Origin of the sequence: Acidithiobacillus sp. HP-11, assembly GCF_015100075.1 — a bacterium.
Lineage (GTDB): Bacteria > Pseudomonadota > Gammaproteobacteria > Acidithiobacillales > Acidithiobacillaceae > Acidithiobacillus > Acidithiobacillus thiooxidans.
In genome coordinates, this window is sequence record NZ_JACKYY010000018.1 from 33159 (window position 1) to 53457 (window position 20299).

At 54.8% G+C, this 20299-nt stretch carries 21 protein-coding genes; 18 read left to right on the forward strand and 3 right to left on the reverse strand.

Annotated elements, in window-relative coordinates:
* Positions 1 to 15: 15 nt before the first annotated feature.
* Both pgl and H7F08_RS07220 read right to left on the reverse strand, forming a co-directional pair.
* Positions 16 to 720, reverse strand: coding sequence for a 6-phosphogluconolactonase (gene pgl, locus H7F08_RS07215; RefSeq protein ID WP_193640226.1), 705 nt, complete (start codon positions 718 to 720; stop codon positions 16 to 18).
* Between the two features lie 24 nt (positions 721 to 744).
* The gene (locus H7F08_RS07220; protein WP_010637662.1) at positions 745 to 1440 is read right to left on the reverse strand and encodes a VIT family protein; all 696 of its coding nucleotides are present in this window, start codon (positions 1438 to 1440) and stop codon (positions 745 to 747) included.
* Positions 1441 to 1536: 96 nt separating this feature from the next.
* Here H7F08_RS07220 and cysM point away from each other — a divergent pair, with 96 nt between their 5' ends.
* From cysM to pepP, 17 genes are all read left to right on the forward strand, one after another.
* Positions 1537 to 2421: a cysteine synthase CysM gene (cysM, locus tag H7F08_RS07225; protein ID WP_031571745.1), complete on the forward strand. Its 885-nt coding sequence runs from the start codon at positions 1537 to 1539 to the stop codon at positions 2419 to 2421.
* A gap of 90 nt (positions 2422 to 2511) precedes the next feature.
* Positions 2512 to 4500 (forward strand): hypothetical protein, encoded by a 1989-nt coding sequence (locus tag H7F08_RS07230; protein WP_226852276.1) that lies wholly within the window; start codon positions 2512 to 2514, stop codon positions 4498 to 4500.
* Positions 4501 to 4505: 5 nt separating this feature from the next.
* Positions 4506 to 5198, forward strand: coding sequence for a DUF1318 domain-containing protein (locus H7F08_RS07235; RefSeq protein WP_010637668.1), 693 nt, complete (start codon positions 4506 to 4508; stop codon positions 5196 to 5198).
* Positions 5183 to 6004, forward strand: a complete 822-nt coding sequence (locus H7F08_RS07240) for a 3'-5' exonuclease (RefSeq protein ID WP_081577622.1) — start codon at positions 5183 to 5185, stop codon at positions 6002 to 6004. Before H7F08_RS07235 ends, H7F08_RS07240 begins: the two co-directional genes overlap by 16 nt.
* Entirely contained in the window at positions 5991 to 7313 is a 1323-nt protein-coding gene (gene rlmD, locus H7F08_RS07245; RefSeq protein ID WP_031571737.1) for a 23S rRNA (uracil(1939)-C(5))-methyltransferase RlmD, read from the forward strand. The genes H7F08_RS07240 and rlmD overlap by 14 nt, the downstream gene beginning before the upstream one ends.
* Positions 7282 to 7827 (forward strand): L,D-transpeptidase, encoded by a 546-nt coding sequence (locus tag H7F08_RS07250; RefSeq protein WP_031571735.1) that lies wholly within the window; start codon positions 7282 to 7284, stop codon positions 7825 to 7827. The genes rlmD and H7F08_RS07250 overlap by 32 nt, the downstream gene beginning before the upstream one ends.
* Positions 7828 to 7838: 11 nt before the next feature.
* The gene (locus H7F08_RS07255) at positions 7839 to 9977 is read left to right on the forward strand and encodes an APC family permease (protein WP_031571734.1); all 2139 of its coding nucleotides are present in this window, start codon (positions 7839 to 7841) and stop codon (positions 9975 to 9977) included.
* Entirely contained in the window at positions 9961 to 10998 is a 1038-nt protein-coding gene (gene nagZ / locus H7F08_RS07260) for a beta-N-acetylhexosaminidase (protein WP_031571732.1), read from the forward strand. Before H7F08_RS07255 ends, nagZ begins: the two co-directional genes overlap by 17 nt.
* 110 nt (positions 10999 to 11108) lie before the next feature.
* Complete coding sequence (gene rpsF / locus H7F08_RS07265; protein WP_010637678.1) at positions 11109 to 11516, forward strand: 30S ribosomal protein S6; 408 nt, start codon at positions 11109 to 11111, stop codon at positions 11514 to 11516.
* A 17-nt stretch (positions 11517 to 11533) separates the two neighbouring features.
* Positions 11534 to 11806, forward strand: coding sequence for a 30S ribosomal protein S18 (gene rpsR / locus H7F08_RS07270; protein WP_010637680.1), 273 nt, complete (start codon positions 11534 to 11536; stop codon positions 11804 to 11806).
* A 15-nt stretch (positions 11807 to 11821) separates the two neighbouring features.
* Positions 11822 to 12739 carry a DUF2232 domain-containing protein gene (locus H7F08_RS07275; protein WP_010637681.1) on the forward strand — a complete coding sequence of 306 codons (918 nt, stop codon included), beginning with the start codon at positions 11822 to 11824 and terminating at the stop codon, positions 12737 to 12739.
* A 36-nt stretch (positions 12740 to 12775) separates the two neighbouring features.
* Positions 12776 to 13222, forward strand: a complete 447-nt coding sequence (gene rplI / locus H7F08_RS07280) for a 50S ribosomal protein L9 (protein WP_010637682.1) — start codon at positions 12776 to 12778, stop codon at positions 13220 to 13222.
* Between the two features lie 25 nt (positions 13223 to 13247).
* Positions 13248 to 14621, forward strand: coding sequence for a replicative DNA helicase (dnaB, locus tag H7F08_RS07285; protein ID WP_024892885.1), 1374 nt, complete (start codon positions 13248 to 13250; stop codon positions 14619 to 14621).
* A 312-nt stretch (positions 14622 to 14933) separates the two neighbouring features.
* Complete coding sequence (alr, locus tag H7F08_RS07290; protein ID WP_193640227.1) at positions 14934 to 16028, forward strand: alanine racemase; 1095 nt, start codon at positions 14934 to 14936, stop codon at positions 16026 to 16028.
* Positions 16025 to 17383 carry a DNA repair protein RadA gene (gene radA / locus H7F08_RS07295; protein WP_193640228.1) on the forward strand — a complete coding sequence of 453 codons (1359 nt, stop codon included), beginning with the start codon at positions 16025 to 16027 and terminating at the stop codon, positions 17381 to 17383. The genes alr and radA overlap by 4 nt, the downstream gene beginning before the upstream one ends.
* Before the next feature lie 139 nt (positions 17384 to 17522).
* The gene (locus tag H7F08_RS07300) at positions 17523 to 17882 is read left to right on the forward strand and encodes a DUF4168 domain-containing protein (RefSeq protein WP_193640229.1); all 360 of its coding nucleotides are present in this window, start codon (positions 17523 to 17525) and stop codon (positions 17880 to 17882) included.
* An 87-nt stretch (positions 17883 to 17969) separates the two neighbouring features.
* Positions 17970 to 19304, forward strand: a complete 1335-nt coding sequence (gene pepP / locus H7F08_RS07305) for a Xaa-Pro aminopeptidase (RefSeq protein WP_193640230.1) — start codon at positions 17970 to 17972, stop codon at positions 19302 to 19304.
* A gap of 10 nt (positions 19305 to 19314) precedes the next feature.
* On the opposite strand, the gene H7F08_RS07310 is transcribed toward pepP, so the two are convergent.
* The gene (locus H7F08_RS07310) at positions 19315 to 19899 is read right to left on the reverse strand and encodes a hypothetical protein (protein WP_193640231.1); all 585 of its coding nucleotides are present in this window, start codon (positions 19897 to 19899) and stop codon (positions 19315 to 19317) included.
* Between the two features lie 141 nt (positions 19900 to 20040).
* On the opposite strand from H7F08_RS07310, the gene H7F08_RS07315 reads away from it, so the two are divergent.
* Positions 20041 to 20299 (forward strand): transposase family protein (locus tag H7F08_RS07315; protein WP_413541257.1); only part of this gene is annotated, 259 nt, incomplete at its 3' end.

Here is a 20299-nt window from a genome sequence, read left to right on the forward strand (position 1 = left end):
TTCGTATAGAGTAAACTACTTGGGCAGACTTTCCGGCCACGCAGCCATATCCAGCCAAACATCCGCGCCACGACCCACCACCGCTGCAGGAATGTTTTCACCGCGTAACCAGGAAGCAATGGCATCCTGCTTTCCTGAGCCGCAGGCCAGAAAAAACAGGGCGTGCGTGTGGCGCAGTCGCCAGGCGCTGAGGCTGACTCTCTGCGGGGGGGCTTTAGCAGCATCCAGAATACTGAGGGTGGGAGAACTGCCTTTTTCCTGTCCCCAGTCATGTCCGGGAAACAAACTGGCCGTATGTCCATCCTCCCCCAAACCCAAAAGAACCAAATCAAAACGTTGTGCGGGCAGAATGGCAGCATAGCGGCGGGCCGCTTTACTGGCTCCCGCTTCGGCGGGTATGGTATGAATCTGGGCGCCTGGAATGGGTACCTGGGACAACCAGGTTTGTGCAAGCATCAGACTATTACGTTCGGGATCTTCGGGTGGCAGGCAGCGCTCATCGCCATGATAAATATGCCAGCGTTGCCAGTCGCGGCCCATGGACGGCAGCCGGGCATAAGTGGCACGTGGCGTATTGCCTCCCGCTACCACCAAGTGAAAAGCACCGCGCAGGGCGATGGCCTCGGCCGCCATGCGGGTGATGGCCGCCGCAAGATGGGTACTGATCTGTTCCTGGTCTGGATAAATATGCCATCTTGGTAGTGAGTTTTCTTCCAGCATGCTGAATACCTCCGAAAAATAGTCCTAGCCGATAGCCTGACCGAGAAGGTGACCGATCAGTGCCGTAAAGGCGAGTGCGACTGTGCCCCAAAACAGGATTCTCAAGGCACCCTTCAAAGGGTTTGATCCACCCAGTTTGGCAGAGATGACCCCCAGTATGACTAAAAGAATCAATGTGCTTACAAAGAGCATGGGTAGCGCATAGGCGTGCGGGACAAAAGCGCCGATCAGAACCGGCGGTACCGCGCCGCTCACAAAAGAAACAGCGGAGGCTAATGCCGCCTGAACAGGGCGCGCTTCAGCGACTTCAGTCAGGCCCAACTCTTCCCGCGCATGCGCTTCAAGAGGATCACGCTGCATCAATTGAAAAGAAACTTGCCGTGCCAGAGCTTCATCCAGGCCCCGGTCCATATAAATTCGACAAAGTTCGAGTTGTTCCAGTTCAGGATTTTGCTTTATCTCATGGGCTTCCTGCCGCAGCTGCGCTTTCTGGCTGTCGCGCTGAGAGCTGACGGAAACATATTCACCGGCAGCCATGGACAGCGCTCCGGATAACAAGGCGGCAACTCCGGCCAGCAGAATCTGATCATGATTGGCCTGACCCGCAATGACTCCACTGAGCAGTCCTGCAGTAGAAAGGAGACCATCGTTTGCACCCAGCACGCCAGCACGCAGCCAACCCGTGTTTTTCTCGTGACTTTCTGTGTGGTTGTTTTCCATTCCAAGGATTCCAATCCCGACTTGAAGGGGGTTCAGGATAGCCCCGGTTTAGGGCTTGGGTCTATGATGGCGTCATGTTCAGGCAAGGAGAAGCATATGGGCGGATTGGAAGATTGGGTGGGGAATACCCCGCTTTGCGAATTCAGGAGTTTGACACCCAGAGCGGGTGTCCATATTTTTGGCAAGCTGGAGGGGAATAATCCGGCAGGTTCCGTCAAGGACCGCCCAGCCATGAACATGATCCGGCGGGCTCTGGAGCGCGGCACCATCACGACTTCCACCCGATTGATTGAACCCACCAGCGGCAATACCGGCATTGCTCTGGCCATGGCGGCTTCGGTGCGGAAGATCCCGATGACCCTGATTATGCCGGAAAACATGAGCATCGAGCGGCGTCAGGTGATGCGGGCCTATGGCGCTGAGGTCATTTTGACGCCAGCTGAACGCAGTATTGAAGGGTCTATTGATTTGGCCCGGCAAATGGTGGCCGCCGGAGAAGGCTTCATGCTTGACCAGTTTTCCAATCCCGATAACCCGGAAGCCCATTATCTCAGTACAGGGCCGGAAATCTGGCGGGATACACGCGGCAGCATCACCCATTTTGTATCCTCCATGGGTACCACCGGGACGATCATGGGTACCTCCCGCTACTTGCGGATGGTCTCTCCGGATATTCAGATTGTCGGCGTACAACCTGCTGAAGGAGCTAAAATTCCTGGTATTCGCCGTTGGCCGGAAGCCTATTTGCCAAAAATCTACCATCGGGAGATGGTCAGCCAGATAGAAGACGTGACCCAGGAGGAAGCCGAGGACATGACCCGGCGTCTGGCGCGTGATGAAGGGGTACTGGCCGGAATATCTTCTGGAGGCGCGGTGGCCGCCGCGCTGCGTGTTGCTCAAACCCTGGAGTCTGGGGTCTTGGTGGCGATTATCTGCGATCGCGGTGATCGCTACCTGAGTACAGGCGTTTTTCCGGCCTGAGTGCTTATGCAGGATTCTAAGCCCTTGCGCCTGCCAAAGACCACCGGGTTCAGACTCAGGTATTGGCTTATATTTTTTTGTGCGGGATTTTTGCTATCCGGTCCGGCATGGGCGCAAACGCTGGAAATCACGGCGGCACGGGTTCAGGGCGCTGCCTGGCAAGCGCAGCATCTGAAGGTCGTGCTGCGGGCGCATGCGCGGAAAAATGCCAGTCTGGAATTCCTGGCCGGAACCTTGCAGATTGGCAAACAACGTCCCTGGCAAGCCATACAGGGTAACTGTGTCCTGCAGACCCAGCAGGGTTGGTCGTGTTCAGCCTTGCACCTGGCGATTTCGGGAAGTCCCTGGGGAGCTTTGCAAGGTACCGGACGTTTTCAGGTGCTGCGTTCCGGGGGGCTGGGCAGTCTGCACTTTCTACTGGAGGGGGCAAAATTGGGCAAGCTGACCCTGCTTGCGCGCAGTGCGGCTTCAGGTCGCTGGCAATTACAGACCCAGGGAGAAGTCGCTTTAAGCGATTGGGTTTCCGCCCTGCATCTGCTCCCGGCCCACTGGCAAAGTGGCGGAGAACTCGCTTGGCAGATGCATTCTTCGGGTGCTAGTTGGTCACATATTTCTGCAGTTCATTTCAGGGCGCAACTGCACAAAGGGCAGTTCAGTAGTCCCGATGGGTTGCAGGCAGCCCAGAATGTCGCCGCACAATTGTCGGGTGATGGGCATCTGCAAGGACACTGGCAGGGACACGTTCAGCTGCGTTGGGACGAGGGGGGCATTTTATGGAGTCCCTGGTACTGGGCGGCGCCGGTGCGACCGGTCGTCATGGAGAGTCGCTGGCGCCAGTCGGCAAAAAGCTGGCATCTGGAGCGGGGTCAGATAAATTGGCCGAATCTGGGAACTGCAAAATTTGCCGTCAGTGAACCCGTTCAGGGGAGTAAGCTGGACTGGCATTTGCAGGATGCAGATGTCGCCTTGGCACCCCTTTTTACGACCTGGATTAAACCGTTATTGCCAGCCAGCAGTTTTGCAGCACAGGCTTTGCTGGCGGGTCATTTGCATTTTTCGGTGGCGGGAAACCCGGCTTTGCGTTCTGTGCATTGGGATTTACAGCACGGTGATTTTTCTACTCAACAAACGAGCCTGGCAGGCGTCTTCAGTCATGGCGCCTGGGATGCCAATGTACCTGTGGAAAAGGCGGTTTTTAAATGGCAAAGTGCCACTTTATACCATATTCCTCTGGGTCCGCTGGCCGTGCGAGTGGCGTTGCATCCTGGAGGATTTGCCCTGCAACAACCGGTGGATCTCCACCTTCTAGGTGGGGTGTTGCATTTTCAGGAGCTTTCCGGTCATTGGAGGGGACCCCATTCCGGTTTTTCAATGCAGGGTAACTTGCAGGGGGTGAGCATGAAATCCCTGACGCAGATTATGCACTGGCCGCCCTTCACCGGCACGATTGAGGCTTCCATTCCGCGCTTGACGTATCACGCCGGGACAATACAGACCAGCGGAGAGTTAAGTGCAGGTATTTTTGGCGGCAAGCTGCGGGTAAGTGACCTGCAGGTGCAGAATTTCCTGGGCGTGATGCCGTTGTTGCGGGCTAACGTGTCCGTTCAGGGCTTGCAATTGAAGCCGCTCACGGACGCTTTTCATTTTGGGTATATCAGCGGGGTTTTGGATGGAAATCTCCGCAATCTGTACTTGTTGAACTGGTCTCCAGAAGCTTTTCAGGGACATTTTGAAACCGTCAAGACGCCTGGGGTTCCCCAAAAAATCAGTTATCAGGCGGTTCAGAGTATTACCAAACTGGGCGGGGGAGACGGGATCAGCGGCTTCTTCCAGGGCATGTTTTTGCGGATGTTCAATACCTTCAGTTACAGTCATCTGGGGATGGGCGTTGATCTATCTAATGGCGTGGCAGAACTTTCCGGCGTCCATCCGGAAAATGGTGGCTTTGTCATTTTGCAGGGACAAGGACTGCCCAGGGTGGATATAGTGGGGTACAATCGCCGGGTGAGTTGGGATGAGTTGCTGGCAAGACTGAAAACGGCCATGGAAACCGGGCCGCAGATGCACACAGGAGAATAGACAGAATGATGAAGCAAGCTTTGCTGAAAAACCGAACCTGGCAGGCACTGCTGATGCTGGGCATGCTGATGGGGCTTTCGGCTTGCGTCACGGTAAATATTTATTTTCCGGCAGCTGCTGCCAAACGTCTTGCTGATCAGGTGGTGGGTGAAGTGTACAAGGCAGCAGCCCATGGCGCCGTTTCGACGCCCACAGCGCCCACTCTTTCGGCGCCTGCTCAGGTGGCTCCTGCTGCGCCCGCCGCTGCACCAGCCCCCAGTGCTTTTGAGCGTCTGACACCGGCTCATGTGGCCGGTTATCTTCTGGCGACGAGCTTTTCAGCATTGAGTACACCAGCCGAGGCGGCAGCCGATCTGAATGCTTCCAGTCCCGGGGTGCAGGCCGCACGGGCCCAGCTGGAATCTATTGCCGCGCAGATGCGCCCCTATTTTGACAGCGGTGCCGTCGGCTGGACGGCCAACGGGTTGGTTGCCATCCATGATGCTTCGGCAGTGCCTTTGCAGGCCCGCGCCGGCCTCAGTGGCCTGGTTAGTAGTAATAACAGTGCCTTGCAGAATCTTTACCAACAAATCGCCAATGCCAATGGTCATCCTGATTGGGAAGGGCAAATTCAACAGACTTTTGCCCAGACCTGGATCAGCAAGGCCCCTGCAGGATACTGGTATCAGAACGCCAGCGGTCAGTGGCAGAAGAAATAAACACCATTTTGCAGAATATTCTGGTTTTTGATATCGAAACGATTCCGGATATTTCCGGAGGTCGGCGCCTGCATGGTATTGATCTTGCCGATGATGCAGGAGTGGCCGAATTGCTGCAGCATCAACGCCGAATTGAAACTCAGGGTGCCAGCGAGTTTTTACGCCCTTATCTGCATCAGGTGGTCGCCATTTCTGCGCTTTGGTGGCAGGGCGATCAGGTTAAACTCAGCAGCTTTGGCGCAATTGAAGATCCGGAAGCGACGCTAGTGCATGCTTTTTTTCAGATGATTCAGCGTCACGCTCCACAGTTGGTGTCCTGGAATGGTGCAGCCTTTGATTTACCGGTGTTGCACTATCGGGCTTTTTTGCACGGCATTCCGGCAACGCGGTACTGGGAACAGGGGCAAAACGAACCCAACTATCGCTGGAATAATTACACCAGTCGTTATCATGAGCGCCATTTGGATCTTATGGATGTGCTTTCTGCTTACCAGGCGCGTAATGTTGCGCGCTTGCAGGACATGGCTCTGTTGCTGGGGCTGCCGGGCAAACTCGGCATGAGCGGTGCGGAGGTCCTGAATCATTATCAGCAGGGCGAAAAACAAGCCATTCGCCAGTACTGCGAAGTGGACGTTCTGAATACTGCGCTGCTGCATTTGCGCTTTGAGTTGACCCGGGGGCATCTGGACAAGTTGGCTTATGAGACGTGTCAGAACCAGTTGCGCAGCTATTTACAGGGCCGTGATGAAGCCCATATCCGCGAGTTTCTGGACTTGTGGCCGGAGAACCTGCATGTCGCGTCCTAAGCCTATTCGTGATGCAGTGCCTGAGCGGGTACACATTGAAAGCCTGGATGCAGAAGGACGGGGTGTTGCCCGGGTGGACGGCAAGGTGCTTTTTGTCGATGGCGCTCTGCCGGGCGAAGAGGTCATGGCCCGGCGCACTGAAAATCACAAAACTTTTGAACGGGCCGAAACGGTCACGCTCCTGAAAACTTCTTCATTGCGGGTAACACCCCCCTGTCCTCATTTTGGATTGTGCGGCGGTTGCAGTTTGCAGCATCTGGATGTGAGCGCGCAGGTAGCCATCAAGCAGCGGCAGTTGGAGGACAATCTCTGGCGCATTGGAAAAGTGCGTCCGCAGAGAATTCTCCCGCCCATTTTTGGTCCGGGTTTGGCTTATCGAAGCAAGGCCCGCCTTTCGGTGCGGACCCCCAAAACCCGTGGTGCTCTTGTGGGTTTTCGAGAACGCAGTAGCAATTACGTGGTCGATATGAATCAGTGTCTGGTGCTCGACCCCCGCGTTGGCCAGCGTATTCCGGAACTGCGGGCCCTGATTGGCAAAATGCAGTCTCCCCAGGATTTTCCCCAGATTGAAGTAGCTTGTACCCCCGACGCTGTAGCTTTGGTGTTTCGGCATATGCGTCCTCTGGCGGACAGTGACCTCATGCATTTACGTCAATTCGGGCGGGATCACGACCTGCAAATCTGGTTGCAGCCGCGCGGTCCCGATACTTTGCATCCGCTGATCCCCGAACAACCGTCCGCCCTGCATTATGAACTGCCGGATTATCAACTGCGGATGCGTTTTGATCCGTTGGTATTTACTCAGGTGAATCAGTCTGTCAATCAGGTAACCGTGCGTCGTGCCATGGCTCTGCTCCGTCCTCAGGCCGGTGATCATATTCTTGATCTGTTTTGTGGTTTAGGGAACTTCACCTTGCCCATGGCGCGTTTGGGCGCGAATGTGCTGGGCGTTGAAGGCGATGCACGGTTGGTGGCACTGGCTTCGGAAAATGCTGCTTCCAATGGGCTCTCGGCGCAAGCCCGATATCAGGTGGCTGATCTGACCCAGGCGCGGATGAGTGACTTTCAGATGGCAGGAACTATCGACAAAATGCTGATTGATCCGCCCCGAAGTGGCGCCATGGAAGTGTTACAAAGCCTGACTCCCGGGGTGTCGCGTCTGGTCTATGTTTCCTGTAATCCGGCGACTCTGGCTCGGGATGCCGAATATCTGGTGCACGAGCGTGGTTATCACTTGAAAGCAGCAGGTGTCATTAATATGTTTCCACATACTGCCCATGTCGAATCCATTGCCCTTTTTGAAAAATGAAACGCCAGTAAACTGGTTTTGGGTGGATGTTTCCACTCAGAACCTGCGGGTTATGAAAGCCGCGCACGAAACAGTGCGATATCCCATTTCAACGGCCTTTAACGGACTTGGAGAAAGGCGTAACAGCGCCTGTACGCCACGCGGTTGGCATCAAGTCAGGGCAAGAATTGGCGCGGGATTGCCAGCTAATGCCATTCTGCGCGGACGCCGCTGGACGGGAGACTGCTATGATGCCAGTAAGGATCCAGACGAAAACGGCCATCAGGACTGGATACTGGGGCGGATTCTCTGGCTTTCCGGTATGGAATCCGGGGTTAATCGCGGCGGGTATTGCGACACATTCCGGCGCTACATTTATATTCATGGCACCGCCGATACCGCTCGACTCGGTCAGTCCGTCTCGGCAGGCTGTATTCGCATGAGCCCGGAGGATGTATGCATTCTTTTCCCTGAAACTACTCCAGGGCTCCCTGTTTTTATTGGGCTACAGCCCCCTGTTGATTTCCCCCGTTGAGGAGGTTCTGAATGGCCTGGATTCGCTTACCCCGATTTCGTCGTGCCGTAAACGTATTCAACCCGAAACTGTTTGAAAGCTTGTCTCTGGCTGCCTTTCTGGCCTGGGTAGGTCTTGGCTCAGATGCTTTGACTTCATCCGCCTATGGCCCGCCGGAAATTTATTATGCCTTGAAGGGGCATGAGTATCTCGCGGTTTTCCTGGCCATTGGTATTCCGGTTTCAGTGTTCATCATCTCGGCGGGTTATAAGCAGGTCATTGCCTTATTCCCGGATGGTGGCGGTGGTTATCATACGGCTTCCACGCTGCTCGGTCCGATAGCCGGTCTGGTCAGCGGTTCCGCCCTGATCGTGGATTACATTCTGACCGCAGCCGTTTCCGTGGCCTCCGGTACCGAAACATTACTCAGCAGTTTGCCCGCCTCCTGGTACAGTGAGCGCATCCTGATTGATGTAGCCGTACTCCTCTTTTTGATTTTAAGCAATTTGCGGGGCATGAAAGAGTCCATCAAGATTCTCCTGCCCATTTTTATGGCTTTTATCATTACGCATATCATCGTGCTGGGTTTTGGTCTGGTCAGTCATGTCGGCGATTTTCCGAGTATTGCCCACAAAACGGTAGTTGGGGCCCAACATGATAACCAGTTGTATGGCTGGATATTCATTGCTGCACTGATCATGCGTGCCTTCAGTCTGGGTGGTGGAACCTATACGGGTCTGGAGGCCGTGGCCAACGGGGTCCATATCATGCGCGAACCGCGCATCCAGACTGGTCAGCGGACTATGACCCTGCTGGCCACCTCCCTGTCACTGGTGGCTGGAAGCCTGATATTTCTCTATCTCATGTATCATGTGCATGAACATCAGGGGCAGACCCTCAATGCCGTCCTTTACACGGCCATCACCAACGACTGGACTATTGGCGGCATTCATTTCGGTCCTACGGCGACGATAATTACGCTAATTTCGGAAGGAATGTTGCTATTTGTTGCGGCTAATAACGGTATTATCACCGCCCCCATTGTCATGGCCAATATGGCGGTAGACCGCTGGCTTCCAGAACGCTTTTCCTATTTGTCGGATCGCTTTGTATCACGAAATGGCATAATGCTGGTCGGTTTTGCGGCGGTGGCCATTTTACTGGCTACCGGCGGACATGTGAGTGTTCTGGTGGTGCTTTACAGTATCAACGTGTTTATTACCTTCACGCTGACCATGGCAGGGCTGAGTCGTCACTGGTTTACCCAGCGTCACCATGAACCGCGCTGGAAGGGCCGGCTTGCAATGAGCATTATCGGTTTTATAGTCACTGCATCCATTCTGGCGATTACCATTTTCGAAAAATTCGATGCTGGTGGCTGGTTTACCCTGCTGGTCACGGCGATTTTAGTGGGGCTTGGATACCTGATTTATCGGCACTACAAAAGTATCCGCAAAATTACTGCTGAGCTGGATGAGACCATGCTGGACGTGGTGCCGGAACATCTGGAACCGGGTCCCAATTTGCCCCTGGACCCCCGGGGAGCAACAGCAGTCTTTTTTGTGAGCCGCTTTGATGGCCTGGGTTTGCATACCTTGCTGACGGCACATCGTATGGTCGGTGGCTTTGTCAAAAATTACGTGTTTTTGCTGGCCGGTATTGTCGGGCAGGGTGAGTTCAAAGGCATCAAGGCGCTTGAAGACCTGAAGGTTTATGTGGAAGCAGAAGCCAATCAGTATATGGCCTTCTGTCGTAATGAAGGGATGGCTGCCACCTGGTTTGCTACCTACTCCACCGACCGCATTCTGGCCATGGAAGAACTGGCGGATGTGGCTATTCGCTACTTTCCACAAAGTATCTTTTTTGCGGGACGGGTGATTGACAATCGGAGTAAGGGGCCTTTCCATGGTCTACTCCATGACGAAGTCAGTTTCATCGTGCAGGACCGCCTCCAGCATGACGGTTTCAGTATGATGATTGTTCCAGTCCATGTGCACGGTATTCCCAGTCAGCCTCCGCGTATTGAGTTACCGATTTCCATGTCGCCGGATATGGAATTGGTCCAGCAGGAGGAGGTGGATAAGGAGGGGGGTAAGGCAGCGGCTCAGGCCTCCTCTGCAGCAAAAGCCGATTCGATCGTGGATACCGGCCCGGATGCCCCACTCCGCTGAACCGCGCTTGCTCATGCGTGGTCCCTTGATGGTGGATATTGCTGGTCTTTGGCCAACACCTGAAGAGTGTGAGCGGCTTCGCCAGCCGGCGGTGGGTGGCGTCATCCTGTTCGCCCGTAACTGCGAAGATGCGCAACAGGTTCAGGCACTTTGCCGGGAAATTCATGCGCTGCGCAGTCCCCCACTCCTGATTGGCATCGACCAGGAAGGTGGCCGGGTGCAACGTCTCCAAAAGGGCGTGACACGCTTTCCACCCATGGCCAGGCTGGGCCAAAAGGCGGAAGTTCTGGGTCTGGAGGCGGCGCAATCTTTGGCTTATGACTGGGGGCGTCTGCTGGCCACTGAATTGCGGGAAATTGGCGTGGATTTCAGTTTTACGCCTTGTGTGGATCTGGATCGCGGGATTTCCCGGGTGATCGGTGATCGCGCCATTCACCGTAACCCGGATTGGGTGGGTGCCATTGCAGCGCGTCTTTGGCAGGGGATGTCTGATTCCGGTCTGCAGGGGGTGGCCAAACATTTTCCGGGTCATGGTGCTGTGGCGGCCGATTCGCATCTGGCTTTGCCTCGCGATGATCGACCACTTGCCGCTATTGAGGAAGACTTGCAGCCTTTCCGTTCTATGATTCAGGCAGCCATTCCGGCGATCATGCCAGCCCATTGCCTGTATCCGCAAATAGACCCCGAGCAGCCCGCCGGGTTTTCCTCGCGTTGGCTTAACGGCGTGTTGCGTGGAGCAATGGGTTTCACAGGTGTTATTGTCAGTGACGATTTGAGTATGGTGGGTGCCCATGTGGCGGGAGACATGGCTGCACGGGTAGATGCGGCACAGGCTGCGGGCGCGGATTTGCTCCTGGTTTGCAATGATCCCAATGGTGCCTATGCAGCCATTGAGCACCTGCAAAATCAAGGAATGCAGACCGGGACCAACACGCTTGCCGCTCTTGCTGGAGCCGCCGGAATTCCCCTGTCGGCCCCTGAGCGTGCCCGCTGTATGCGCGAAATCACCGAATTATCCTGATAAGCTCTTGTTTTTCCCGCGTCGCGTATTAGAATACGCCCTCACCATTTTTTACTCCTTGTTCGGGCGATGGGCGTCCGGACTCCGCAGTGAACCATAAGGAGCAACGTTTGCGTCATTATGAAATCGTGTTTCTGGTCCATCCTGATCAGAGTGAACAAGTCCCCCAGATGATTGAACGCTATCGCGGCATGATCGAAGGCGATGGCGGTCATTTCCATCGCCTGGAGGACTGGGGTCGTCGGCAACTGGCTTATCCTATCAAAAAGGCCCATAAGGCTCATTATGTGCTGATGAATGTGGAATGCAGCGGTGCTGCACTGGCTGAAGTGGAAGATGCTTTCCGCTTTAATGATGCGGTACTGCGGCATTTGATTCTGGTGCGTGAAGAGGCAGTGACCGAAGCGTCTTTTCTGGCCCGTGACGAAAATGATCGTCGGGAACGCGTCGAAACCGACAGCGAAGAAGGCGAAAGCGAATCCATTCACAGTGATAATGAAGCCGTTGAGACGGCCTGATTCAAGGAGCAGACAAGATGGCATTTAATCGGGATAGAGATCGGGACGGTGACGGTGATAAACGTGGCGGTGGAAATTTTACCCGGCGTCGCAAGTTCTGTCGTTTCAAGGCAGAAGGCGTCAAGGAAATTGACTACAAGGATCTGAAAACCCTGCAGGCTTATGTGGGCGAGACCGGCAAAATTGTCCCCAGCCGGATCACAGGCACCAGTAATTTGTATCAGCGGCAGTTGACCACAGCTATCAAGCGTGCGCGCTTTCTGGCCCTGTTACCATACGTCGTTCGTTAAGGCACTGACGGAGCGGTGACGGCGCAGCCACAGGGCGGAGTTCTGCGCTGGTTTCTCAGCGGACGCTGGCAAGCCGGTTTAAGTATTGCTGTCCTGTTCAGTCTGGCCGGGTTGGTACCCTTTCTGGCTGCGCCCCTCTTCTTGAACTGTGTGGCTTTGGTGGCTCTGGTCACTATACAGGCAGGACGCAAGGAAAGTCTGGAAGTGCTGGTTATCGCCGGCATCGCCAGTATGCTCTTTACCTTTAACCCCTGGTTTGGGGTGATATTTGCACTGGTGGCCTGGTTGCCGGGGCGACTGTTGGGTGAGGGGCTGCATTGGGATACGCAGTGGAGTGGTGTGGTCTGGGTGCTGATTGGCTTGTCTCTGCTGATTCTGGTACTGATGTTGTGGGTAGTCCCGCTGGGGGCCGGGCCAGATTTCTGGCAGACCCAGATGACGCAGATGCTGAAACCCCTGGCCAAGGAGATCAGCAAAGTACAGATGGCGGCAGTTTTGCGTATGGCACCCTTGTTGCCGGGCATCATGGCAGCGGGTTTGGTTTTGCTATGGACCCTTGCGGCATTGCTGGCCAGTCGTTGGTACGAGCGTTATCAAGGTCTGGATCGACCGCAACGCGTTTATGGCAGTCTGGAATTGCCGGGTATGCTGATCTGGCTGGTGGTGGCAACTCTGCTGGGCATTAGTCTGCTCCACGGTGCATTGGCCTGGCCACTGCAAAATCTGGCGCTGCTGGTCGGGACCTGGTACCTCCTGCAGGGCTTGAGCTTTGTGCATTTGTGGTTTGCTGCCAAAGGCTGGCCCACCATAGCCTTGTTAGGACTATATATTGCCCTGATTTTGTTGTCACAGTTGCTGCTGGTGCTGAGTGTGCTGGGAATTCTGGACAGGGTGTTTCACCTGCGGCAAAGACTATTGAGACCACGTTCCTGAGGAACGTTTTGCAAGGATTTTTGGGAGGAATTGAACATGAAAGTGATTTTGCTGGAACGTATTAACAAACTGGGTCGCCTGGGTGATGTTGTCGAAGTCAAACCCGGTTATGGCCGTAACTTTTTGGTGCCCCAGGGCAAGGCAGTAGTGGCCAATCAACGGAATCTGGAAGAATTTGCCGAGCGCAAGGCGGCTTTGGAGCAGGTTGAAATGGAACGCCTGCAGGCCGCCCAGCAGCGTGCAGCCGCTCTGGCTGATGCCGTCGTGAAAATTGCCCTGCAGGCAGGTGAAGACGGTCGTCTGTTCGGTTCTGTGGGTTTGCACGATATCAGTGCTGCTCTCAAGTCACAGGGTCATGAAGTGGCGCATACCGAAATTCGTCTGGTAGATGGCCCCATCAAGCGGATTGGTGAATTCCCCGCCCGTATCCATCTGCACCCTGAAGTCGAGCTGGATGTCATGGTTTTTGTCGAGCGGGCCTGATTGCCGGGCACGCTGAGACGCGACCTTGTACGAAGAGGATGACTACGGCGGCGGGGTGAAAGCTCCGCCGCATTCCATTGAGGCCGAGCAATCGGTGATCGGTGCGTTACTGATTGACCCGGAATCTGCGGATCAGGTCATGGAAGCGGTCGCCGCAGAAGATTTTTATGAGCGTCGGCATCGTCTGATATTTCAGACGATCAGTAACATGCTCAATGCCGGTCGCGTCGTGGATGCGGTCACGGTGTCAGAAACCTTGCAGGATCATGAGCATCTCGCTGATGCCGGCGGTGTACAGTATTTGCTCTTGCTGGCCAATGAAACGCCCTCTGCGGCCAATGTGCTGGCTTATGCCCGCATTGTGCGTGAGCGGGCCACCCTGCGCCAATTGATTCGTGTCGGCCGGGAAATTGCCGAGTTGGCTTACCGGCCTGATGGGCGCGAAGCGCGTATGCTTCTCGATGAAGCCGAAAGTCGGGTTTTCCAACTGGCAGAAGGGCAACAGCGGGCAGGTAAAGGTTTTGTGCAGCTGAAAGAAGCCTTGCCCGCCGTAATTGATCGTATTGAGGCGGTCGCCCGTGACAAAAAAGGGGTTACCGGTCTGGCTACGGGTTTTGCTGATCTGGATGAAAAAACTTCGGGTTTGCATCCGGGCCAACTGGTAATTGTGGCAGGTCGTCCCAGTATGGGAAAAACATCCTTTGCCATGAATGTGGCCGAGCACGTCGCCTGCGTTGAAGGCAAGAATGTGCTGGTGTTCAGCATGGAAATGCCTACAGACGAAATTGTTTTGCGGGCCTTGTCGTCGCGGGGGCGAGTAGATCAGCACCGTCTGCGTAACGGCACTTTGGGAAATGACGATTGGCCAAGACTGGCCCATGCCATTGGCGAATTGGGCACCGCCCCGCTTTTTGCCGATGATTCTGCGGCCCTGTCTCCTGCCGACCTGCGCTCCCGGGCACGCCGTCTGAAGCGCGAGCAGGGCCTGGATTTGATTGTGGTCGATTATCTGCAGCTCATGCAGGTTCCGGGTAGAGGCGATAACCGGGTGGCCGAAATTTCCGAAATCAGCCGTTCATTGAAAGCCCTTGCCAAGGAGTTGTCCATTCCTGTCATCGCCTTGTCCCAGCTCAATCGCAGTTTGGAAAACCGCACTGAAAAGCGTCCACAAATGTCGGACTTGCGCGAGTCCGGGGCCATCGAGCAGGACGCCGATCTGATCCTGTTTTTGTATCGGGACGAGGTGTACAACAAGGATAATGAAGAGGTAAAAGGCATCGCCGAAGTCATTATCGGCAAGCAGCGCAATGGACCCATCGGAACCGTGCGGATGAGCTTTTTCGGTGAATATACCCGCTTTGAAAATTATGCGCCAACGGGCGGCGAATACGGTCACTGAGTTTCTCCGGTTGCGCGCACAGCCATAATCCTAAAAACGGCAGTTGCTATGAGTGCTTTTTGCTCCGTTGTTCCTCGCCTGTTGTTCTAGGGCTCATCCTGCTGTCAGGAGAGAACTCGCCCTACGGGCTCAAACAGCTCTCCTGACGGGCGCAGGATTTCACCAAGAACAACAACGGCTCAGAACAAAAGTCGCTGCAAAGCACCCATAGCAACTGCCGTTTTTAGGATAATCATGAACATCACAGCCGCTGTAATGCTTCCCTCCGCCTGCCGTTTTCAGATTTAACGGCGCTTGGATTATCATAGCCCCATGACCCGCCCCATCATCGCCGAAATCTCCTCTTCAGCCTTGCGCCATAATCTTCAGGTGGCTCGTAATCATGCGCCTCAGGCCAGAATCATGGCGGCGGTCAAGGCCAATGCCTATGGTCATGATGTGCGTGTTTGTGCTCCGGTTCTGGCTGCAGCCGGTGTGGATGCTTTTGCCGTGGCCTCTCTGGAAGAAGCCGAAACGCTGCAAGCTTTGGCATTGAACAAGCCCATTTGTCTGTTGGGCGGTCCTTTTACAGCGGAAGAAGTACTGCTCGCCACCGAACGCGCTTACTGGCTGGTCATTCATGAAGATCGCCAACTGGCCTGGCTCGAAAGCCAGATCCCGCATCGTGCCCTGCAAATCTTCATCAAGGTGGATACGGGCATGCACCGTCTGGGCTTTGCGCCGGAACGATTGGGGGAGGTTTTTGCAAAACTGCAGTCCTATCCGCACTGGCAGGTGCTGGGCCTGATGAGCCATCTGGCGCGTTCTGATTGCCCGCAAGATCCATTCAATGATCAACAGATAGCGGTATTTGAGCGCATGGTCAAAGCATATTCAGGTCGCACGCTGGGCCAGCATAGTCTGGCCAACTCCGGGGCTGTTCTGAGTCTGCCTTCGACCCATCAATACTGGGTACGGCCGGGTTTGATGCTGTACGGATTATCGCCCTTCACCGGTAAAAATGGTGTGGATCTGGGCCTGCAACCGGTGCTTTCCTGGCAAAGTGAAATTGTCGCGACGCGCCATCTTCAGGCGGGTGACTGGCTGGGTTACGGCGCCACCTGGCAGGCAGCAGAGGCCTGTCGGGTGGGGGTTGTCGCAGCAGGTTATGGCGATGGATATCCGCGTCAGCTGGGATCAGGTGCTGCCATCAGGGTGGCCGGTCAGGAAACCCGTACTCTGGCGCGGGTCAGTATGGATATGCTGTTTGTGGATATTACCCATATTCAGGCAGACATCGGCAGCAAGGTGACGCTGATGGGTGGCGAAGGACCTACTCTGGAGACGCTCGCTCAGCAGCTGGATACCATCCCTTATGAAATGAGTTGCCGCATCCAGATGCGCGTTCCCAGGAGGCTGCGGGCATGAGTCGCGATAAAAATGTATTTGTGTGCCAGGATTGCGGCAGCAGCAGCAGCAAATGGCTGGGCCGCTGTCCGGATTGCGGGGCCTGGAACAGCTTTGTGGAACAGCGTGTCGAAAAAAGCAGTCCGCGCTCGCAGACCGCTTTTGCCAATGCGAGCCCGCCCCAGTTTCTCCATGCGGTACCTTTGGAAGATGCTGGCCGAAGAACGACCGGATTGTCAGAGCTGGATCGGGTACTGGGAGGTGGGCAAGTCCCTGGTGCGGCTATTTTGCTGGGAGGCGAGCCGGGAATCGGTAAATCGACCCTGCTTCTCCAGACGGCCCATCATCTCAGTCTGAGTAGCAAAGTGCTCTATGTGACGGGTGAAGAATCGGCAGCTCAGGTGGCCATGCGCGCCCAGCGTTTGAGCCTGGGGAAAAGTCCGGTGCGGGTTTTGGCTGAAAACCATCTGGAAGCCATCGAAGCACTACTGCAGGCTGAAAAACCCGATTTGTTGCTGATTGATTCCATACAGACCTTATATACCGATAGCCTGCAGTCGGCACCCGGATCTGTAGCCCAGGTGCGTGAATGTGCCGCCCGTCTGGTGCGTTTTGCCAAGGCCAGTACAACCACCGTCTGGCTGGTTGGGCATGTGACCAAGGAAGGCGCAATTGCCGGTCCGCGTGTTCTCGAACACATGGTCGATACGGTACTGTACTTTGAAGGCGAAGCTGGCAGCCCCTACCGGATTGTGCGCGCCATCAAAAATCGTTTTGGTGCAGCCAATGAGTTGGGCGTATTCCAGATGCAGGAAGCTGGACTGAGTGAAGTGGCCAATCCCTCGCAGTTGTTTCTCTCCCAGCATGAAAAACCGGTACCCGGAAGTGTGGTGCTGGCAACGCAGGAGGGTACACGGCCGCTGCTCGTCGAGGTGCAGGCGCTGGTGACTCCCAGCCCATTGGCTAATCCCCGCCGCGTCGCCATTGGCTTGGATCCCAATCGCCTGTCTTTGTTGCTGGCGATATTGCATCGGCATGGGGACAGCATGTTTTTTGATCAGGACGTATTTGTGAATATTGCCGGGGGAATTCGGGTCAATGAACCCGCCGCCGATCTGGCTGTGGCCTTGGCCTTGTTAAGTAGTTTTCGCAACAAGGCCATGACGGGAAGACGGGTAGTGTTTGGAGAACTGGGTCTGGCCGGAGAGGTGCGACCCGTAGCCGATGCCCAGGGGCGTATTCGCGAAGCGGTCAAACTGGGCTTTAAGGGCGCGATTACTCCGCGTGGAGATCAGTTGCAGGCTCCCGGCACCTTCCAAATCACTTCGGTACTGCGCCTGGGTGATGCTATGGATGATGCCTTTTCGGGATCTTAGAGAGATCTTCCCCAATGGGTTTTCATGGCTTGCAAAATCTTCAAGGAGTCGTTACGGTAGCGACTCTACAGTCGACGATTTGTCACGTAATTTGCTGATATATGTGGTTTATTTTTGCTTTCACAAGAGGAGAAACACCATGCAGAAATCGTTGGGTCATTCTATTAAATTCGGACTTGTCGTGTTGGCGCTGGGAGGATTGGGACTAGTCAGCAATGTGGCTTTTGCCAGTGATGCCATGGCCGCAAGCCCGGCCCAGATTAAGGATTTTGCCCATGCTGTTGCGCAGATCAAACCCCTGAACGCGCAGGCTCATGCTGAAATCAGTCAGAAAGGCGTGAGTAAAGCCAAGCAGGACGCGGTCAAAAAATCCTATGTGGAAAAGTTGGACAAAGTGCTGGCGACCAACCATCTGAGCGCTGAACAATATTCCAGCATGCTCAAGCAAACCCAGACTGACCCAGCCTTTCTCAAACAGGTTGAAGCGGCGATGCACTAAAATCCAGATTGGTGCTGCAAAGCCTTCAGGCCAACTGTCGTTTTCAGCGTTATTTATGTGATAATAGGGGCATAGGAGGCCTGCCTTATGCCCATACTTGATTTACCTACTCCCGATTATCCATTCCGACGCCGTCAGCTCATGCAGAAAATGCATGACTCTGCCGTTGCCATTATTCCTACGGCTGTCCCCAAACAGCGTAATAGTGATGTGCAATATCCGTTTCGCGGCGACAGCGACTTTTTATATCTCACCGGATTTGAGGAGCCTGAGGCCGTCCTCGTCCTGATTCCTGGATATTCTGAGGGAGAGCAAATTCTGTTCTGCCGTCCTCGTGATCCGGCTCGGGAAACCTGGGATGGGCGCAGGGCGGGCCTGGAGGGGGCGCTGGCCCAATGCCAGGTGGATCGCTGTTATTCCATTCATGACTTGAATGAGCAAATACCGGCGCTTCTGGAAGGCCGGGAGCTTCTGTTTTATCCCATGGGGCAAAACAGTGATTTTGACGCCAGAGTCATGCATTGGCGAAATCTGGCGAAAAGCAAGATTCGTCAGGGTATTCGTTATCCGCAGGAAGTAGTGGATGTCGGCGGTCTGGTTCATGAAATGCGCCTTTTTAAGGATCCTGCCGAGCTGGAGTGCATGCGGGCCGCCGTGGGCATCAGTGGAGCCGGACATCGTCATGCCATGCGCCAGTGCCAGCCGGGAATGATGGAATATGCCCTGTGTTCGGAAATTGAACATGTTTTTCGGCGCCTGGGTTCACCGAGTGTGGCCTATCCCAGTATTGTCGGCGGCGGTGAAAATGCCTGTATTCTTCACTACACGGAAAATAATGCGGAATTACGCGACGGAGATCTGGTTCTGATTGATGCCGGGGCAGAAGTTGCCGGATATGCGGGGGATATCACCCGTACTTTCCCGGTGAATGGTGTGTATAGTCCTGCCCAGCGGGAAATCTACGAAATTGTGCTGGCTGCTCAGGAGGCTGGAATTGCTGCGGTGCAGGCCGGGAGGCCGGTTTCTGATTATCACGATGAGGCGGTCAAGGTTTTGGTAGATGGCCTGCGTGATCTGAAAATCCTCTCAGGCAGTCGTGATGCCCTGATTGAACAGGGAGCGTATAAAGCTTTTTATATGCATGGTACCGGTCACTGGTTGGGCCTGGATGTGCACGATGTGGGACATTATCGCAATAAAGACAAGACCTCACGGAAACTGGAATCCGGAATGGTGTTGACGGTAGAGCCGGGTCTGTACTTTGCTCCGGCGAATCTTGCGGTACCGGAAAGGTGGCGGGGAATCGGAATCCGGATTGAAGATGATGTAGTGGTAACAGCGGCAGATCCCGAGATTCTTTCGCAAAATGTCCCTAAAAAGGTGGCAGACATTGAGGCCATGATGGCTGCGGGGCCGGCCTGAGCTGAAGTGTTCAGACGCCGCTGGTAGCGGGTTTGCTGGAATGCACAAAACGCAAGCGGGCTTTTCGAACACCAAAATCCATGGCTTGCTGGACGCTGCCCATAAGAATATCTGCGGCCATGTGGTAACGGGGATTCATGGTGTCCCATACGATGCCATGAATGATTTTTCCCGAAGAGAGAACGATGTTGATTTTTTCTCCACAGCGATTGCTGCCATTGCTGCGAAAGAAAAGATCAGGTGACAGGGCGATCTGGTCAGGCCGGGTGGGTCCGCAGGCTGAGATGCCAGGATTGCTGTTGGTTTGGCTGGGTAAAGCGTTATATGCCGTAACCCGGCGCAAATAAAAAACTTGATGGTGGATGATGAGAGCGCCATCCCCTTGTGCAGCAGTGGATTCATTGCGGGTGTTACTATCTTGATCGCTGGTTTTTTCCAGGGAACCAGATTGAGAAGGGTTCATGACGATGGCTGTTTTCGGAGTGAGTTGAGTGAGCATCCCGGCTGGTAATCCGGAAGAATTAAGTGCCAGCGCATTCGGTAATAATAAAGCCATCAGGGCAACGCCCATTCCTGCAGACAGACTTTTAATCATAGGGTTCTCCCACTTTGAGCTGGCATTCTGGAGCCGGTTTCCAGTCGAAACACAGACGGGTATTGTTCTCAGGCTCCTCGCTACTTGGAGTGGATACGAGGGTACGGTAGTCTTAGGGCATTGCTGATCTAGGGAAGGTTAATGATGGACGAAGACAAGCTGTTTACCTTGGCGTTGGGGTTGGTTCCGCYGTGGATGGTGGACGATGTGACTTTCAAGCTGGAGGAGAAGCGGTTGGACCTGCATATCAACTTTCCCAAGGGAAGTCGGCTTGCTTGCCCTGTCTGCGGTCAGGACTGCCCGGTCCATGACACGGTGGAACAGGAATGGCGACATATGGATTTCTTCCAGCATGAGACTTATCTGCATGCTCGTGTACCCCGGGTGAAGTGCCTAGGGG